The 16,781-nt window shown below is 72.9% G+C and carries 14 protein-coding genes and 1 pseudogene; 7 read left to right on the top strand and 8 right to left on the bottom strand.

The window, feature by feature from the left end; translation table 11 throughout:
- Positions 1 to 5 precede the first annotated feature (5 nt).
- A complete protein-coding gene (locus ACIQMJ_RS09675) occupies positions 6 to 740 on the bottom strand; it encodes a response regulator transcription factor (protein WP_499760516.1) in 735 nt (244 codons plus the stop codon).
- Between the two features lie 564 nt (positions 741 to 1,304).
- Here ACIQMJ_RS09675 and ACIQMJ_RS09670 point away from each other — a divergent pair.
- Positions 1,305 to 2,126, top strand: coding sequence for a peptidoglycan DD-metalloendopeptidase family protein (locus ACIQMJ_RS09670; RefSeq protein WP_499760515.1), 822 nt, complete (start codon positions 1,305 to 1,307; stop codon positions 2,124 to 2,126).
- A 3-nt stretch (positions 2,127 to 2,129) separates the two neighbouring features.
- On the opposite strand, the gene ACIQMJ_RS09665 is transcribed toward ACIQMJ_RS09670, so the two are convergent.
- Positions 2,130 to 2,984 (bottom strand): LysR family transcriptional regulator, encoded by an 855-nt coding sequence (locus ACIQMJ_RS09665; protein ID WP_499760514.1) that lies wholly within the window; start codon positions 2,982 to 2,984, stop codon positions 2,130 to 2,132.
- 80 nt (positions 2,985 to 3,064) lie between these two features.
- Here ACIQMJ_RS09665 and ACIQMJ_RS09660 point away from each other — a divergent pair, with 80 nt between their 5' ends.
- Positions 3,065 to 3,499, top strand: coding sequence for a cupin domain-containing protein (locus ACIQMJ_RS09660; protein ID WP_499760513.1), 435 nt, complete (start codon positions 3,065 to 3,067; stop codon positions 3,497 to 3,499).
- Positions 3,500 to 3,541: 42 nt separating this feature from the next.
- Here ACIQMJ_RS09660 and ACIQMJ_RS09655 read toward each other — a convergent pair whose 3' ends face one another.
- The 6 genes and pseudogenes from ACIQMJ_RS09655 to ACIQMJ_RS09630 all read right to left on the bottom strand — a co-directional run bounded on the left by ACIQMJ_RS09655 (position 3,542) and on the right by ACIQMJ_RS09630 (position 8,154).
- Complete coding sequence (locus ACIQMJ_RS09655) at positions 3,542 to 4,327, bottom strand: NPP1 family protein (protein ID WP_499760512.1); 786 nt, start codon at positions 4,325 to 4,327, stop codon at positions 3,542 to 3,544.
- A gap of 187 nt (positions 4,328 to 4,514) precedes the next feature.
- Positions 4,515 to 4,646, bottom strand: coding sequence for a hypothetical protein (locus ACIQMJ_RS09650; RefSeq protein ID WP_499760511.1), 132 nt, complete (start codon positions 4,644 to 4,646; stop codon positions 4,515 to 4,517).
- Between the two features lie 108 nt (positions 4,647 to 4,754).
- A complete protein-coding gene (locus ACIQMJ_RS09645; protein ID WP_499760510.1) occupies positions 4,755 to 4,979 on the bottom strand; it encodes a hypothetical protein in 225 nt (74 codons plus the stop codon).
- A gap of 291 nt (positions 4,980 to 5,270) precedes the next feature.
- On the bottom strand, positions 5,271 to 6,257 hold the full coding sequence (locus tag ACIQMJ_RS09640) for an alpha/beta hydrolase family protein (RefSeq protein ID WP_499760509.1): 987 nt from the start codon (positions 6,255 to 6,257) through the stop codon (positions 5,271 to 5,273).
- 40 nt (positions 6,258 to 6,297) lie between these two features.
- A pseudogene (locus ACIQMJ_RS09635) lies at positions 6,298 to 6,483 on the bottom strand (asparagine synthase (glutamine-hydrolyzing)); the annotation flags it as partial.
- A gap of 405 nt (positions 6,484 to 6,888) precedes the next feature.
- Positions 6,889 to 8,154, bottom strand: a complete 1,266-nt coding sequence (locus ACIQMJ_RS09630) for a LacI family DNA-binding transcriptional regulator (protein ID WP_499760508.1) — start codon at positions 8,152 to 8,154, stop codon at positions 6,889 to 6,891.
- 108 nt (positions 8,155 to 8,262) lie between these two features.
- Here ACIQMJ_RS09630 and ACIQMJ_RS09625 point away from each other — a divergent pair, with 108 nt between their 5' ends.
- The 5 genes from ACIQMJ_RS09625 (at position 8,263) to fabF (ending at position 16,781) form a co-directional block, all read left to right on the top strand.
- Entirely contained in the window at positions 8,263 to 9,234 is a 972-nt protein-coding gene (locus ACIQMJ_RS09625; protein WP_499760507.1) for a magnesium transporter CorA family protein, read from the top strand.
- A 42-nt stretch (positions 9,235 to 9,276) separates the two neighbouring features.
- The gene (locus tag ACIQMJ_RS09620; RefSeq protein WP_499760506.1) at positions 9,277 to 9,762 is read left to right on the top strand and encodes a DUF4342 domain-containing protein; all 486 of its coding nucleotides are present in this window, start codon (positions 9,277 to 9,279) and stop codon (positions 9,760 to 9,762) included.
- A 1,323-nt stretch (positions 9,763 to 11,085) separates the two neighbouring features.
- Positions 11,086 to 13,776: an aldehyde dehydrogenase family protein gene (locus ACIQMJ_RS09615; RefSeq protein WP_499760505.1), complete on the top strand. Its 2,691-nt coding sequence runs from the start codon at positions 11,086 to 11,088 to the stop codon at positions 13,774 to 13,776.
- A gap of 29 nt (positions 13,777 to 13,805) precedes the next feature.
- The gene (locus ACIQMJ_RS09610) at positions 13,806 to 15,503 is read left to right on the top strand and encodes a thiamine pyrophosphate-binding protein (protein WP_499761056.1); all 1,698 of its coding nucleotides are present in this window, start codon (positions 13,806 to 13,808) and stop codon (positions 15,501 to 15,503) included.
- A 27-nt stretch (positions 15,504 to 15,530) separates the two neighbouring features.
- The gene (gene fabF / locus ACIQMJ_RS09605; RefSeq protein WP_499760504.1) at positions 15,531 to 16,781 is read left to right on the top strand and encodes a beta-ketoacyl-ACP synthase II; all 1,251 of its coding nucleotides are present in this window, start codon (positions 15,531 to 15,533) and stop codon (positions 16,779 to 16,781) included.

The raw sequence follows: 16,781 nt of genomic DNA, 5'->3' as shown, positions 1-16,781 counted from the left end.
CGGCGTCAGCCCGACTCCCTCAGCTCCGACACGGTCGCGAGCGCGGTCCCGTTCGTGATCAGCCCCGCCTGGTAGGCCATCGCGATCGCCTGCGCGCGGTCCTGCAACCCCAGCTTGGTCAGCATGTGCGAGATGTGCGACTTCACGGTGGCCCGGCTGCGCTGCATCACCTGGGCCACCTGCACGGTCGTCAGCCCGCTGGCGACCAGGCGCAGCACCTCCAGCTCGCGGGCGGTCAGCAGGTCGAGCTGCTTGCCGACCGAGTGGTTGACCGTCGGCATCCGCAGCGCGAGCTGCTCCAGCACGTACCCGGCCACCGACGGGGCCACGAACGCCTCGCCCGACGCGACCGAGCGGACCGCGTCGACCACGTGCCGGGACGCGTCGCTGCGCAGCACCAGGCCCCGCGCGCCGACCCGGATCGCGCCGTCGATGCAGGACGCGCTGGCCTCCGCGCACAGCACCACCACCGGCAGCCCGCCGAACGCCGACACGCGCCGGTCGCCGCGCGCCGGGAACTCGCTCACGACCACGTCCGGACGGGCCCGCTTCACCGCGGCCCGCAGGTCACCGGCGCGCACCACCTCCGCGACCACCCTCAGGTCGGGCTCCGCGTCGAGTATGGTCCGCACGCCCGTTCGGATCAGTTCGTTGCTCTCGTACAGCAGCACCCGGCAGGCCGACCGGTCGTCCCCGACCTGGTCCGCGACCACCGACACCTCGTCGTCACCCCTGCGCATCCCCACCCCCGACCACAGCCAGGCGCGACCCGCGGCCGCGCGTCCACTTCCCACAGCACCCGTCTCGCGAACGGGGGAAAGCCGGCCACTCCGGGACCGTCCCGGCGCAACGGCGGTGTCGGTGGGGAACGAAAACGGGCGCGCGACAGCACGGACCTCGGCGTCGGCAACGACAACCTCCCCCAGAAATTGAACGCAGCGCCTTTCGGATCGGTCCAACCACAATCGCACAGAAACGTCAACGGAGGTAGATGCGCGCCCGAAGAAGTCACCTTCCACTCCCGTAGTGACCTGCGGGGCAGCGGATCGTCCTGGAGTTGACGCACGTTCGTCCGAAAGGTGTGGCGGACTTTTTCGATCCCCTTTGGTCGAGGTGGATCGGTTCAGTGGTCGAGCGCGCGGTATTCGAGGTCAGCGGGTATAGCGGTCCGTCGGCGCGGGGCACACCGAAATGCGCTTAATTGAAAGCCGGTCCGGCCGCCGGGCCGGGCCGCCCATTTACCGCGAATGGCCGTCGGTCGAACGCACCCTGGCGGCGCGCCCCGCCGCCCCTACGTTCGAACCATGACCGACGACCGGATCAGCAGGCGGACCCTGGTGCGCGGGACGGTGGTGGCCGGTGTGGTCACCGCGCTCGGCGCGGGCTCGGCGCGGGCCGCCGTACCCGGCTTCTACCACCCCTTCACCGGCTACCCGATCACCGGCACGTGGCAGGACCACCTGAACCGCGGCTCGCTCGGCGGCATCGACTTCGGCATGGCCGTCGGCACCCGGCTGCCCGCGGCCGGTGGCGGCGTGGTGACCAACACCCCGGACAACGGCACGGGCGGCCACACCGTCACCATCCGGCACGACAACGGCTACCGCACCCAGTACCTGCACCTGTCCCAGTTCGTGGTGGCGAGCGGCACGCGGGTCGGCACGGGCGGCGTGGTGGGCCTGTCGGGCGGTGCGGCCGGCGCACCGGGCTCGGGCTCGTCCACCGGACCGCACCTGCACTGGCACATGATCGACCCCGGCGGCACGCGCATCAACCCGCTGACCTACCTGGGCAGCGGCACGGGCCTGCCGAAGACCTCGACCGAGCAGGACGGCGTCCCCGGCCCGGTGCTGTGGCAGCGGGCGCAGAACTGGCTGCGCGCCGAGCACGGGTACACCGGGCCGATCGACGGCGTGCCGGGGACCAACACGTACACGGCGCTGCAACGGGCCATGCGCGCGTACGGCTACACGGGACCGATCGACGGCGTGCCCGGCGCGAACACGTGGGCCGCGGTGCAACGACTGGCCTCCCGCTGGGGCTACACCGGACCGGTGGACGGCGTGATGGGACCGAACTCGTGGCGCGCCTTCGCCCGTTTCCTCAACCAGGACAAGTACGACTAGCCGTCACACCTCGAACGCGGCCAGGAGGTGTGACCGGACCGGTGACGGCGTGGCGGGCAGGACGAGCGAGGTCGTCACGGCCGGGTCGGGGAGGCGGTGGAACGCGATGCCGGGCGCGGGTGGCAGGTCGGTCACCCGGTAGAGGACCGTCCACGACGGCGGGCCCGACGCGATGTCGGCCAGGGTGCGCTGGAGGGTGGTGAACGGCGGGCCGGCGGGTGGCGCGTGGCCCGATGCCCGGACCGCCGCGGTGATCAGGTCGTGGAACGGCGGGTTGTGCTCGCGGGGTGCGAGGCGCAGCGGCAGGTCGGCGAAGTCGGCGAGGGTCCGCCGGTCGCCGGCCAGGGCGGCGGGCAGCGCCACGTACAGCGGATCGGTCCACAGCGGCACGACGGTGAGCCCCGGCGCGTCGGTCACCGCCCGCACCAGCGCCGCGTCGAGCTCACCGTCCCGCACCGCGGCCAGCCGGCGCGCGGGCGGCGAGCGGTCCGGTCGCACCCGGAGGCCGGCGGCGTCCAGCCTGGCCAACGCGCGGTACAGACGGTCACCGGAGCCGTTGAGCGTGCCGAGCCGCACCACGCCCTCCTCGCCCGACGCCACCCGTGCGGCGACCTCACGCGTGCGCCGCACGGCCGCGAGCACCGCCCGCGCCTCGGGGAGCAGGCGTTCCCCGGCCGCGGACAGCCGCGCCCGGCGCCCGCCGCGGTCGAACAGGGTCACGCCCAGTTCCCGCTCCAGCCGCTGCACCTGCTGGCTCACCGCCGACTGCACCAGGTGCAGCCGGTCCGCCGCCCGACCGAACCCGCCTTCGTCGACGACCGCCAGGAAAGCCTCCAGCTGCCGCAACTCCACGCGCACCCCGATCCATCACGCCCGGTGATCCCCTCCATCGTCAACCGCTGCTGGTTCGCGCGTTGTTCCCGCGCTTGACTCGGGGCATGTCCACGATCACCGTCATCCCCGCCGACACCGCCGAGCTCGTGCCCCTGGCCGGCGACAGCGCGTTCCGACTCCTGGCCGACGGCGGCGCGTTCGGCGTCAACCGGCTGACCCTCGACGTCGGCGCGGACGGCGCGAAACCCCACTTCCACGCGCGGTCCAGCGAGCTGTTCCACGTGCTGGACGGCGTGCTGGAGTTCCGGCACGAGCGGACGACCACAGTGGACCGCGGCGGGCTGGTCGTCGTGCCGCCGGGCGTACCGCACGCGTTCGGCGCGGCCCCGGGGCACCCCGTCGACCTGCTCGTCGTGCTCACGCCGGGGGTCGAGCGGTTCGGCTACTTCCGCCACCTGGGCCGCGTCGCGCGCGGCCTGGACACCATGGACGCCCTGCGGTCGCAGCAGGACCGCTACGACGTCCACTTCACCGGGTGAGGGCGCGGGAACCCCGGCCGGCCGGAGTTCCCGCGCGCCACGTCAGGCGTTCGGGTCGAACGGGATGCCGCTCGGCTTGGCCTGCGCCAGGTTGTAGGCGAAGGCGCTGTCCTTGATGGCCAGGCTCGCGCTGCCGAAGTTCGCGTTCACCAGGATGTCCCGGATGCCCGCGGGGAACCGGTCCCAGCTCACCAGGTCCGGGTACTGCCAGGCGCCGTAGTGGTTCTCCGGCTGCTCGGTCGCGCTCGCGAGGCGGAAGCAGTGCGTGCTCAGGCCGTCCTTGTGGTAGACGATCTTGGGATGCGTGCCCTCCCAGGCGACCTGGGACCGCGGGTAGGTCGAGTACTTGCCGTGCGCGGACGTGGAGACGTACTGCGCCTGGTCGCCGCTGACCCACACGATGACGTGCTCGATGTCGTGCCGGTGGCCGCAGCAGTCGATGCCCGGCACGGCCTGGTCCTTCTCGAAGTACAGGTCGTACAGGTAGGCGCACCAGTTGTTGTTGCACTTGGAGCGCGAGTAGGAGTTGGTGTTGTCCAGGTCGGACTGGTCGCGGCACTGGCCGTTGAGCGCGCCGGAGTTCTTCAGGCCGGTGGCGACCGCACCGCTCGGCGAGATCGCCGGGGTCGGGTAGCAGCCGTCGGTGTCGTAGTCGAACGCCGGCTGCCACTTGCCGTCGGCGGCCTCGTGGTTCGCGGGCAGGGCCTGCGGCGGTTCGGCCCACGCGGCTCCGGGTACGAGCACGGCGAGCACCACCGCGCCCACCAGGGCGGTGAGCAGTCGCGTGGTTCGGGACGGGTACGTCAGCTGGGCGGTCACGACGACCATGCCCTCCATCCGGTGTCGAGTGGCACGGCGGCGGGGATCGGCCGGTGACGCGGAGATCATCGGCCGGCACCGAGGTTCCCGGCCGGGGCACGACGTCGTCAACCCGCCGATGGTCGCGCCGGGGCGAACAGGCGGCGAACATCGGCGGACCGGGCGGCGGAGGTGCCGCCACCCGGTCGGTGCGCCGTCAGTTGAACGGGTTGTCGTAGAACGCGCCGCGGGAGACCGGCGTCGCGGTCGAGCCGGAGAAGTGCAGCCCTTCGTAGACCAGCCCGATGTTCTGCACGACACCGGCGTAGGGCACGTCCGCGTTGACCACGCCGGACAGGCCGTGCCCGCCGCCGCAGACCTCCGGCCGGTAGCCGTCCTCGCGGGAGTACCACTGGTGGGCGGCACCGTTGACGGTGACCGTGAGCTTGGTGCTCGTTTAGCTGGACTGGCGGCACAGCGTCAGGTCGAGCCGGTAGAGCGAGTTGCCGTCGTCGAACCGGACCGAGCCGACCAGGCGGCCCACCAGGGTCGTGTACCCGCTGGAGTAGCCCCGGAGCTGGATGTCGACCGGGTGCGCCGGCCCGTAGGCCGCCTGCGCGGGTGCGGCCGCCAGCGAAGCGCCGAGGAACGCGGCGAGCGTGATGGCGGAGAGGGCGGTCAAGCGTCTGCGTAAGCCGCTGAGGGGCATGGGCGCACTCCTTGGGTGAACGGGACCGGCGAGTCCACGCCTCGGCGGACGCGGCGGGTCGTGGTTCGAGCAGGGTGGACGCCGGTCCGCCCGCCCACCAGCCGCTGTCCAGGCGCAACCGGGAATTCAGCCTGTTCGCCGCCCGCGGTATGCCCCCGCCGGGAGCCGGTGGCGTTCGCGCGACCGGACCGGGTTGCGCAACGCTGCGCAAGGTCCGGGCCGCGCGCCATCGGCGAGGTGACCGTCCTGGGTCAGGGCAGGGGCTCAGGCGTCTCCGTCGCCGCTGTGGCCGACGATCCACCGGGTCAGGGCGTCGAGGTAGCCGGGTGCCAGGCGGGCGCCGCCGTCGGTGCGGACGCGGTGGTCGGCGCCGGGGAAGACCTCGACGGTCAGCGTCGCCCGCCGGTCGCGCCCGGGGTGGCAGGCGGCCTCGGTGAACAGGCGGACGCTCTCGGCGACCGGGACCACCGCGTCGTGGGCGCCGAAGATCGCCAGGTGCGGGCAGCGCAACCGCACGACGTCCGGCACGGGATCGTGGTCCTGCTTGCGCTTCAGGAATTCCCAGTAGTGCTCGTCCACCTCGGCCGCGTGCTCGGCGAACGCGGTCGGCGGGGATTGGGCGAGCCGGGCCGCCTCGGCGAAGTCGGCGTCACGCCGGCCCGCCTCGACGACGCGGTCGTAGGCGGCCAGCGCGGCGTCGACCCCCTCGTCGGTGATCCCCCCGGTCCGCCGCAGGACGTTGGCCAGCGCGTAGCGGTCCTGCACGGCCGGTGTCGTGCCGGGGCCGCCGTTGGTGACGACCCACGGCACGTCGTCCCGCAGCGCGGTGACCCGCAGGACGACCCAGCCGCCTTCGCTGTGCCCGAACAGCCCGGCGGCCTCGGCGCGCACCTCCGGCCGCGCGCGCAGGAAGTCCAGCGCGGCGGACGCGTCGGACGCCAGGTCGTCCACGCTCGCGTCCAGCCAGTCGCCGGACGACCCGCCGACGCCGCGCTTGTCGTAGGACAGCACGGCGATCCCGGCGTCCACCAGGTGCCGCCGGATCGGCGGGAAGTGCGTGTCGTTGTCCCGGTCCGAGGGCCCCGACCCGCCGACCATGACCACGCCGGGTGCCGGCGTGCCGCGGTCGGGCAGGGCCAGCGAACCGGCCAGCACCACACCGGCGTTGGTGAAGGTGACGTTCTGCGACAAGGCTCCCCCTGGGTCGACGGCGATCACCGGGGTGGTCCGGCTCGGGACGCCGGATCGCACCGCGTCCCAGTGTCCTCCGCCGGAGCCCCGCCGTGGCGCTGGGCTGCGCCCCGCCGGGCAGGTCGATCACGGCCAACCGCCGGTGACCCAGCGCGGCGTGCCGCTCGGACCACGTGTCGTGGGCGTCCGGGCCGCGGCAGGCCATCGTTCCCGTCATCGCTTCGAGCGTTTCCCGCTCGCGGGTGAGATCGCGGTCGAACGAGACCCAGCCGGTGATTCCGCACATCTGCGCGCCTCCTGTGGCGATCGGGAAGAGTCGGCCTTCCCTCCCGGCCACCCCGACGGCCACGGCTCCCCGGACAACCGCGGCACCGCGGCTCCCGCGCCGGGGCGCCCGTCGGTTGACCTGCTCGTCAGCGGTCCGGCACTGCTCCCGACCCCGGGCGAGCAGTGGCCGACACTACATTTCCGAGCGAAATGCGTCTTCCGCCCGCAGAGGGAACTCATCGGTTTCCCGGAACGGCGCTTCGGGTGGTGCGATGGCGGAACATCCGAGATGTCGGAATCATCGGCGAACGCCGGCGGTGATGATCGGCCGAGAACGCTGACCACTGCCGAAAGCTTTCGGCCGTTCTTGGAAACGCTTCGGCACTTCACTCGATCGGCTCAGTGGGCGTTTCGCCATGTGGACTCACCGCGGCGGGGCGGTGCTGTCCCTGACGATGAGCGTGGTCGGCAGCTCCACCCGGGTCTGCACGGGCGTCCGGCCCGCGGCCAGGGCCAGGACCAGCTCGGCCGCGGCGGCGCCCATCTCGACCATCGGCTGGCGCACGGTCGTCAGCGGCGGCCCGCTCCAGCGCACGGCCGGGATGTCGTCGAAGCCGACCACGCTCAGGTCCTCCGGGACGCGCAGCCCCGCCTGCCGGGCGGCCTCGTAGACGCCCAGCGCCTGAAGGTCGTTGCCGCACAGCACGGCGGTGGGCGGGTCGGGCAGCCGCAGCAGCTCGCGGGCGTGGTCGTACCCCTCCTCGAACGAGAACAACTGCCCGATGCGCACCAGCCGGTCGTCCAGCGGCACGCCGAGCTCGTCCATCGCCGCCCGGATGCCGCCGAGCCTGGCCCTGGCGCACATCCGCTCGGCCGGTCCGGCGATCACCGCGACCCGCTGGTGGCCGAGCGAGAGCACGTGCCGGGCGGCGGCGATGCCCCCGCTCCAGTTGGTCGCGCCGACCGAGGGCACCGCGTGGTCCGGCTCGCCCGTCGGGTCCAGCGCCACCAGCGGGATGCCGCTGGAGGCCAGCAGGCCGAGCTGCTCGGTGGCGAAGCCGAGGTGCACGGCGACCACGCCGTACGGCTGGCGGGCCAGCAGGTCGTGCGCCCAGGACCGGCCGGTCGCGTGCCGGCGCTCCGCGTCGGTGAACCCCACCGCCAGCCGGTGCGCGCCCGCGACCCGTTCGACGCCGTGCATCACCTCCACCGCCAGGTAGCTCTGCATGCCGAAGAAGACGACCTCCACGTTCGGCGCGCGCACGACCGCTTCCGGCCGCCGGTAGCCGTGCTCGCGCAGCGTCGCCTCGACCCGCCGCCGGGTCGTCGCCGCCACGCCGGGACGCCCGTTGAGCACCTTCGACACCGTCGGCGCGGACACGCCGGCCAGCCGCGCGACCGCCGCGACGGTCACCTCGCCCCGCTTGCGGCCCCGCCTGCGCACCTCGGCCAGCGGGTCCGGCCGCCGCTCCACGCGCGGGTTGCGCCGCGCCTCCACCTCGTCCAGCAGCCGGGACCGGACGGCGTCCGCCTCCCGCTCCGCCGCGGGCCCGGCGGGCACCGTCTCGGTGAGGTAGCGCCGCTTGCCGGTGTCCGGGTCGACGCCCGCGTACACCCGCACCCGCAACGACCCGCTCGGCAGCCGTTCGACCTCGCCACGCGCCTGCCGTCGTGCACCGGGGTTCGCCATGGAGCAACCGTACCGAAGAAGTAGCTCCACGACGAGCCCTGCATAGCTCCACGACTTGCCGGGTGTCGCGACCCGCGGCCGGGGCGCTCCGTGGCTACTGTTGGCCAGGTGCCACGAAACCGCCTGTACCGCGACGGCGCGCTCGCCGAGGAGGACGTCCCGACCGCCGACGTGCCCCGGTTGCTGCGGGACGAGGGCGCGGTCGTCTGGCTGGACCTGTGCGGCCCGTCCGAGTCCGACCTGGCGGTCGTGGTGGAGGAGCTGGGGCTGCACGAGACCTCCGTCGAGGACGCCCTGGAGAACCACGAGCGGCCCAAGCTGCACCAGTACGACACGCACCTGCTGCTCAACGCCTACGCGGTGAGCCTGGACGAGGCGTCGGGCCGGTTGACCACGGCGGAGCTGTCGGCGTTCGTGACGCCGCGAGCGCTGATCACGGTCCGCAACGACGACCGGTTCGACATGACCGCCGTGACGCGGCGGTGGGACGAGTCGTCGAGCCTGGCCGCGAGCGGGGTCGGGTTCCTGCTGCACGGGCTGCTGGACGTGGTGGTGGACAGCCACTTCGACGCGGTGCAGGCGCTGGACGACCACATCGAGGCGTTGGAGGAGCTGGTGTTCACCGAGCGCCCCGACGACCCCGACATGCAGCGGCGGTCGTTGGCGATGCGCAAGTCCCTGGTGACGTTGCGGCGGGTCGTGCTGCCGATGCGCGACGTGCTCAGCGGCCTGATGCGCCGCGACCACGCCGTGGTGGACAGCCGGATGACACCCTATTACCAGGACGTCTACGACCACGTGCTGCGCGCCTCGGAGTGGACGGAGTCGTTGCGGGACATGGTCGCGACCATCCGCGACATCCAGCTCAACCTCCAGGGCAACCGGCTGAACCTCATCATGAAGAAGGTGACCGGTTGGGCGGCGATCATCGCCGTGCCGACCGCCGTGACGGGGTTCTACGGCCAGAACGTGCCGTACCCGGGCTCGGACCAGGTGTGGGGGTTCTGGACGTCGACGATCGCCATGGTCGTGCTGTCCGCCGGCCTGTACGGGCTGTTCAAGCGCCGCGACTGGATCTGACCGACCGGCACCCGGCAGGATGGTCGGTGAAGGGGGTCGACCATGGTGGAGCAGGGTGGTCGTCAGGCGCCGGGGGTCGAGGCGCTGACGGAGAAGGTCAAGCAGCTCGTGCACGAGGGCAACACGCGCCGGGTCGTGGTGCGCAACGCCAAGGGTGAGCCGGTGCTGGACATCCCGGTGACGGCGGGTGTGGTGGCCGCCGTCACCGCGCCGGTGGTGACGGCGGTGGCGGCTTTCGCGGCGCTCGCCGGGCCGTGGTCGCTGGGTGTGGAGCGCACCGCGGACGCTGAGCCGGCGGAGGCCGGGGTCGCGGACTCCGCGCCGGTGGACTTCGAGCCGACGGACTCCGGGCCGACGGAGGCCGGGGCGGCGGAGGCCGGGGCGGCGGAGGCCGGGGCGGCGGAGGCCGGGCCGGCGGAGGCCGGGGCGGCGGGCGGCACGGCCACCGACACCGAGTCGGCCGAGGCCGGCTCCGGCAGTGCGTCGTCGGCGAAGGCCGGCGACACCACGCCTCCCGCGGCGGGCTGAGGTCTCGGGCCGCGCTCGTGACGGTGTGACCGGGCGGCCGTCCGCACCGGGCGGCTGCCCGGCGGAGGTCTGAGCCCGTCGCCGACGAGCGAGGCTGCCCCGGTGCACCCCACGACCGCCGTTGGGCGGTGCCACGGCGGTCGTCGCCACGTGGGCGTCCGATGTGGAAGTCCACATCGGACCGCGTGACGGGCGGAAGACCGGTGTCACCTCGTGCCGGCGGCGGTGACCCCACTGTGCAAACCGGACGAGTCTGGCGGGCTCCGCGGCACCGCGTCAACCGGCGCGGTGCGCGGGTCGGGGTGTTCCGCGGGCTTTCCGGGGTTGCCCTTCGGATACGCGCAGGTGGGTGCCGGAGAGGTTTGGGCGTGCGTCTCGATCGGTGCGCCGGGTGGTGCGCGGCACCCCGTGCGGAACCTGTCGACCGAGTTAACGTGAAGATCGTCTTGCCCGGCTTCGGCGGGCCGCTCTATACGTCTTCTATATCGCCATGTTACGGCGGTACCGGCACGTGCCGGAACTCCGAAGGTCATCCGAAGGTCTGTTCCGCTCGATTTGACACCCCTTCCGGTGATCGCTAGTTTGCCGCGCCCGACAATGCGAACGGCGCTCTGGTTCGCCGTTTCGGTGCCATTTTTCCGGTCTGCTGCGCCAATCGGCTGATTGTGATCCCCCGTCTCCGTTGCCAAGGTGGGCGGTGCTGATGAACGGGAACTGCTCGCTACCCGTTAGAAGTTGACGAGCCTGTTCGTCGATCGGCCGCCCCTGAGTCTGCGCAGATCAGAGGGGTGGCAGCACGGCCGCCAGTACTGGGGGGACGTGCGCAGTACCCGTGACGCGTGGTCCGCCGGCCGCGCGCGAACTTCCATCGAGGACTACGGCAGTGAATACGATCTCCTGTCCCAGGGGCCCGTTCGCCGCCGTTCCCGCTTTATCCGGGAACGTGGCGCGCGGGGCGGACAAACGTGAGGCGAGCACTTCCGGTGGTCACTCGGGCGGCGTGGTCACCACCGCGCCGCCGGGTGTTCCACCGACTCGTGGGCAGAGGTCGCGCCCGTGGCACGCACCGCGTCCGACGCGTGCGCCACGTGCGGCGCGGCCCTCCTCCTAGCGCTCACGCGCCAATTCCGGCACCCCGCGCGCGGTCGCGGGCGAAATGTGTCCGAAAGCCTCGGCTCACGGTCGGTTCGTGAGCCGCCCACGCCTGTCCGGGCGGTCCTGGTCACCGCGGCCCACGTCGGGTTCCCGCGTGCCGCCGGACCGGGTCCACTCCGCGTCGACGCCCCGGTGGGTGTCCGAAGAACGAGGAACGAGGGCAGAGCCATGCTTGTCAACGAACACGGCGGGGAAACACCCCTGGCGCACGTCGCCGAACGCAGCCACGCGCTCGTCGGTGTCCTGCGCGAACGCGGCGTCGACGACACCGACCGGGTCGTGCTGTCCGCGCGCAACTCCGACGACTTCGTCGTGGTCCTGTTCGCGCTGATGGAAATGGGCGTCTCCATCGGCGTGGTGGACCCCGGCCTGCCGCCCGCGCAGGCCGCCGAGCACGTCGTCGACTCCGGCGCCCGCTGGTTCGTCACCGACGCCGACCTGGCCGACCCGGCGTTCGACCGGATCGCGGCCGGCCTGCTCGACCTGCACGCCCTGGTGAAGACCGCGCTCGACGTGCCCGTGACCGGGACGCCCGAGCTGACCTTCGCCCAGTGGGCGCAGCGGCGGGACGCGCTGGTGGTGTGGAGCTCCGGCAGTTCGGGCAAGCCCAAGGGCATCGTGCGCTCCGGCGCGTCCGTGCTGCGCAACGTCGAGCGCACCCAGCGGCGCATGGGTTACGTCGAGTCCGACGTGCTGCTGCCGCTGCTGCCGTTCACCCACCAGTACGGCCTCTCGATGCTGCTGCTCTGGTGGAACGCCCGCGCCACCCTCGTCATCGCCCCGAGCCGGCGCGTCGACCAGGCGCTGGACGTGATCGCCCGGCAGCGCGTGACGGTCGTGGACGCCGTGCCCGCCACCTACGACACGATGCTGCGCGTCGTCGCCCGCCGCGACACCCGCGACCTGGGCTCGGTGCGCATGTGGTGCGTGGGCGGCGAACCGCTGCGCGACGAGCTGCGCGCCCGCTTCGAGACCCGCTTCGCCACCACCCTCCTCGACGGCTACGGCAGCAGCGAGGCGGGCAACATCGCCCTGTCCTCGACGGAGGACCCGACCCACTGCGGCACGCCGCTGGACGGCGTCGTCGTCGAGGTGCGCGACCCGGTCGGCAACCCGGTGCCGCCCGGCGAGATCGGCGAGGTCGTGGTCCGCACCCCGGACATCATGGTGGGCCTGCTCGAACCGGGCGGTCGCGTGCGCGAGGTCGAGCGCCGCGAGTTCCACACCCGCGACATCGGCTACCTCACGCCCGACGGGCAGCTGCGCGTGCTCGGCCGCAAGTCCGCCGTGCACCGCTTCGGCCACACGCTCTACCCCGACGCCATCGCGGAGAAGGCCGGCGCGTGCGGCGCGCCGGTGCGGGTGATCCCGGTCGAGGACGAGCAGCGCGGCACCCAGCTGGTGTTCGTCATCACCGACCCGGCCGAGCAGCCCGTGGCGCACTGGAAGCGCGCCGTGTCCCGGTTCGTCGCCGCGCACGAGCAGCCCAACCGCGTCGTGGTGCTCAAGGAACTGCCCCTCAACGGCAACGGCAAGGTCGACCTGCGGGCGCTGCACGACATCGCCGCCTCGACCGTGGCGCTCGAAGGCGTGAAGGGCGTGTTCCCCCGGGCCCACGGTGACGAGGACCCGTCGGCGATCCCGTTCCCGGACCGGCTGGCCCGGCTCACCGACCTCGCCCAGCTGCTGCGCGAACGCCGCACCGAGGTGATGTCCCTGCTCACGCAGGTGACGAACTACAAGACCGCGTACGGCGAGATCGACGCCTCGATCGCCGCCCTGGAGGGCGCCGCGGCCGAGATGGCCCGATACCGGCCGCCCGCGGTCGGCCAGATCGGCGTGCTGATGCCGTCGAACATCCCGCTCTACAGCTACGTGCTGTACCTGGCGATCCCCAGCCTCTACAGCGAGCGCGTCGTGTTCCGGCCGTCGCGGCGCATCTCCGACCAGCTGTTCAAGCTGCACGAGCTGCTGTCGGGCGTGCACCACCTGCCGATCGTCATGGACGACAGCGACCAGCGCGAGTTCATGGAGGGCGAGGGCGCGCGCTCGGACGTGCTGGTGTTCACCGGCACGTTCAAGAACGCCGAGAAGATCCGCGCCGGGCTGCGCCGCGACCAGCTGTTCCTCTACTTCGGCCAGGGCGTGAACCCGTTCGTGGTCGGCGCGGACGCCGACATCCCCAAGGCCGTGGACGGCCTGCTGCGGGTGCGGATGCTCAACTCCGGGCAGGACTGCTTCGGCCCGGACGTCGTGTTCGTGCACACCTCGATCAGCGCCCAGTTCTGCAACCTGCTGTGCCGCCGCGTGGACAACCTGCGCTACGGCCGGTTCGACGACCCGAACGCCGACTACAGCCACATGTTCTACCTCGACGCGTTCGACGCCTCGCTGGACTACCTGCGGTCGGGTCGTCAGCACCTGGCGGCGGGCGGCGAGGTCAACTTCGTGGACGACCACCTCAGCCCGACCGTGCTGATCCGGCCCGCCGACACGAAGATCACGCCGCCGGAGCTGTTCGCGCCGATCTTCAACGTGGTGCCGTTCACCTCGACCGACTGGCTGCACCCGATGCTGGACCACCAGTACTTCCAGGAGCGGGCCATGGCCGCGACCGTCTACGGCGACATGCCCGAGACCGTCGAGCTGCTGCGCCGGCGGCACACCGTCAGCATCAACGAGACCGTGATCGACATCGAGGACGGCAACGCGCCGTTCGGCGGCACGGGCATCCGCGCCAACTACGCCGCGCTGGGCCGCAAGCGCCACGCCGAGCCGCTGCTGGTCTCCAAGGCCGTTGCCGACCACCTCGGCGCGGACCGCCTGGCCGCATCCGACCCGACCGGCCGCACGGCCTGACGGGCGAGGAGGAGATGGGGGTGATCGACATGGAACCGCTGTCGCCGAACCACGTCCGGGGCGCCTGGCACGCGGTCGCGCGGCTGCTCGCCGAGGCGGGCGTCGAGGTCGTGTTCGGCCTGCCCGACGACGACCTGCACGCGCTCGACGCGCTGCACGCCGCCGGGGTGCGGCTCGTCGTGTGCCGGGACCAGCGCAACGCCGTGTTCATGGCCACGGGGTACGCGTTGCGGTCCGGCGCGTTGGGCGTCGCGCTCGTCGGCAAGGGCCCGGCGGTGACCAACACCGTCACGGGCCTGCTGGAGGCGTCGTCGTCCGGTGCGCCCGTGCTGCTGCTGTCCGGCGGCACGGCGGCCGAGCGGCGCGGCAGCGGCGCGTTCCAGGAGCTGGACCAGCAGGCCGTGGTCGGGCCCCTGGTGAAGTCCGCGACCCGGGTCGAGCACCCCGACCGGTTGGCCCCCGCCGTGCGCCGGGCCGTGCTCGTGGCCACGTCCGGCGCGACCGGCCCGGTGTACGTGGAGGTGCCCGACCACCTGCTGAAGGTGGACGTGCCCGTGCCGCCGCCCGCGCCGCCCGTCGAACGCCCGACCTCCGTGTCGGTGGCCGGCGACTCGGCCGCGCTGGACGTGCTGCGCAACGCCCGGCGCCCGCTCGTCCTGGTCGGTGGCGGCATGCGGCACCGCAACGCGGACGGCGTGGTGGAGCGGCTCGCCGAACGCGTCGGCGCGGCCCTGTCGTGCACGGCCAGCGGGCGCGGTGCGGTGGACGAGTCGTCGGTGCGGTTCATCGGGCTCGCGGGTCTGTACGCCCCGGAGCGCGCCAAGGCGCTGTGGGCCGACACCGACTGCGTGGTGGTGCTCGGCAGCCGGCTGGAGGAGACCGCGACCTACGGCTGGGCGGACGGGATCGGCACGACCGTGCCCGTGGTGCAGGTGAACGTGGACGCGGCGGGCGTGGCCACCGGGTACGCCGGGCCGGTCGTGCTGGGCGACGGCGCGGACGTGTGCGCGGCCTGGCTGGAGCAGGTCGTGGACAGCGCGCCGGTGGAGTGGTCCAAGCGGGTGGACGAGGTGCACCACGGGCTGCGCGCCGACCACCGCCGCGAGCTGGCCGACCTCGCCGCGAAGCCCGAGCTGCACGTGGTGGAGGTGCTGGCCGCGCTCGACGCCGAGCTGCCCGCGGACCGCGTCCTGGTGCAGGAGAACGGCCTGCAGGACATGTGGTCCTACAGCTTCCCCCGGTTCGAGTGCGCGCACGGCGCGGGCTCGGTCGTGCCATCCGAGCAGACCAGCCTCGGGTTCGGCGCGGCGGCCGCGGTCGGCGTGAAGGCCGCGGCGGGCGACCGGCCCGTGGTGGCGTTCGTCGGCGACGGCGCGTTCGGCCTGTTCGACGCCGACCTGCCGACGGCCGCCGCGCTCGGTTCCGGGCTGCTGTACGTGGTGCTGCGCAACGGCGGCTACGGCTGGCTGCACTCCCAGCTCGGCCCGCACAACCGCGACCTCGCGGGCACGGCGCTCGTGGACCCGGACGCCGTCACCGCCCAGGCTCCGGCGTTGCGCGGCGTGCACCAGGTGGCCGTCACCAAGGAGTCGTTGCGCGCCGACGTCGCCGAGGCGTGGCGGCGCGCGCAGGACGGCGAAGTCGTCGTCCTCAACGTCCCCACGCGCCTGGAGGACGCGCTGTTCGCCGACCACGAGCTCGGCGGCGCGTTCCCGGCCGCCGACTGACCCCCCGACTGGAGCGAGGAGCAGCACATGGCTGAACGACACGGCAGGCGGGTCGTCATCACCGGCTGGGGCGTGGTGTCCCCGGTCGGCCTCACCGCCGACGAGACGTGGGACGCGCTGGTCGCCGGGCGCAGCGGGATCGGCACCGTCACCGTCATCGACGCCTCCGACCTGCCCACCGACCTGGCGGGCGAGGTCAAGGGCTTCGAGCCGAAGAAGTACCTCAACCACAAGCAGGTCCGGCGCATGGACCCGTACGCGCAGTACGCGTTCGCCGCCGCGTCCGAGGCGGTCGGCACGGCGAAGCTGGAGATCACCGAGGACGACGCGCACCGCGTGGGCGCGCTCATCGGCAGCGGCTACGGGCCCATGCGGTCCATCGCCGAGCACGTGGGGGCGCTCAACGCGAAGGGCCCGCGCGCGGTCAGCCCGTTCGCGCCCGTCACCGGGGCCATCGACAGCGCGGCGGGCGAGATCAGCCTGGCGTTCGGCGTCACCGGGCCGACCCGGGCGTTGAGCAGCGCGTGCGCGTCCGGCACCGACGCCATCGGCGAGGCGGCCCGCTGGGTGCGCCACGGCGTGGTGGACGCGGTGATCGCGGGCGGCGCGGAGAACATCCTCACCCGGGTGGACATGGCGGGCAGCGGCAACGCCAAGGCGCTGTCCACCCGCACCGACGCGCCGACCGAGGCGTGCCGCCCGTTCGACGAGGACCGCGACGGGTTCGTGATGGCGTCGGGGTCCGGCATCGTGGTGATGGAGTCCGCGGAGCACGCGCTGGCCCGCGGCGCGACGATCCTGGCCGAGGTCGCGGGGTACGCCGCCACGTCCGACGCGCACCACTGGACCGCGCCGCACCCGGAGGGCCGGGGAGCGCGGGCCGCCATGCGCGGCGCGCTGGAGGACGCGTGCCTCACGCCGGGCGATGTCGACTACATCAACGCGCACGGCACCAGCACCGTGTTCAACGACCAGTCCGAGCTGGACTCGATCCGCGCCGTGTTCGGCGAGCACGCCGAGCGGCTGCCGATCAGCTCCACGAAGTCCATGACCGGCCACATGATCGGCGCGGCGGGCGCGGTGGAGGCGATCGTCGGCGCGATGGCGATCAACCGCGGCCTGGTGCCGCCGACGATCAACTGCCACAAGCCGATCGACCCCGCCGTGAACTTCGTGGCCCACGAGGCGCAGGCGCACGACGTGGACGTGGTGATGAGCAATTCCTTCGGCTTCGGCGGCCACAACGCCGTGGTCGTGCTGCGCCGGTGGCAGGGCTAG

This window comes from Actinosynnema sp. NPDC091369 (assembly GCF_044757065.1).
In the GTDB taxonomy this organism is placed as follows: domain Bacteria; phylum Actinomycetota; class Actinomycetes; order Mycobacteriales; family Pseudonocardiaceae; genus Actinosynnema.
Note: the sequence above shows the minus strand (reverse complement) of the source record. Positions and strands in the feature narration are given on the sequence as shown.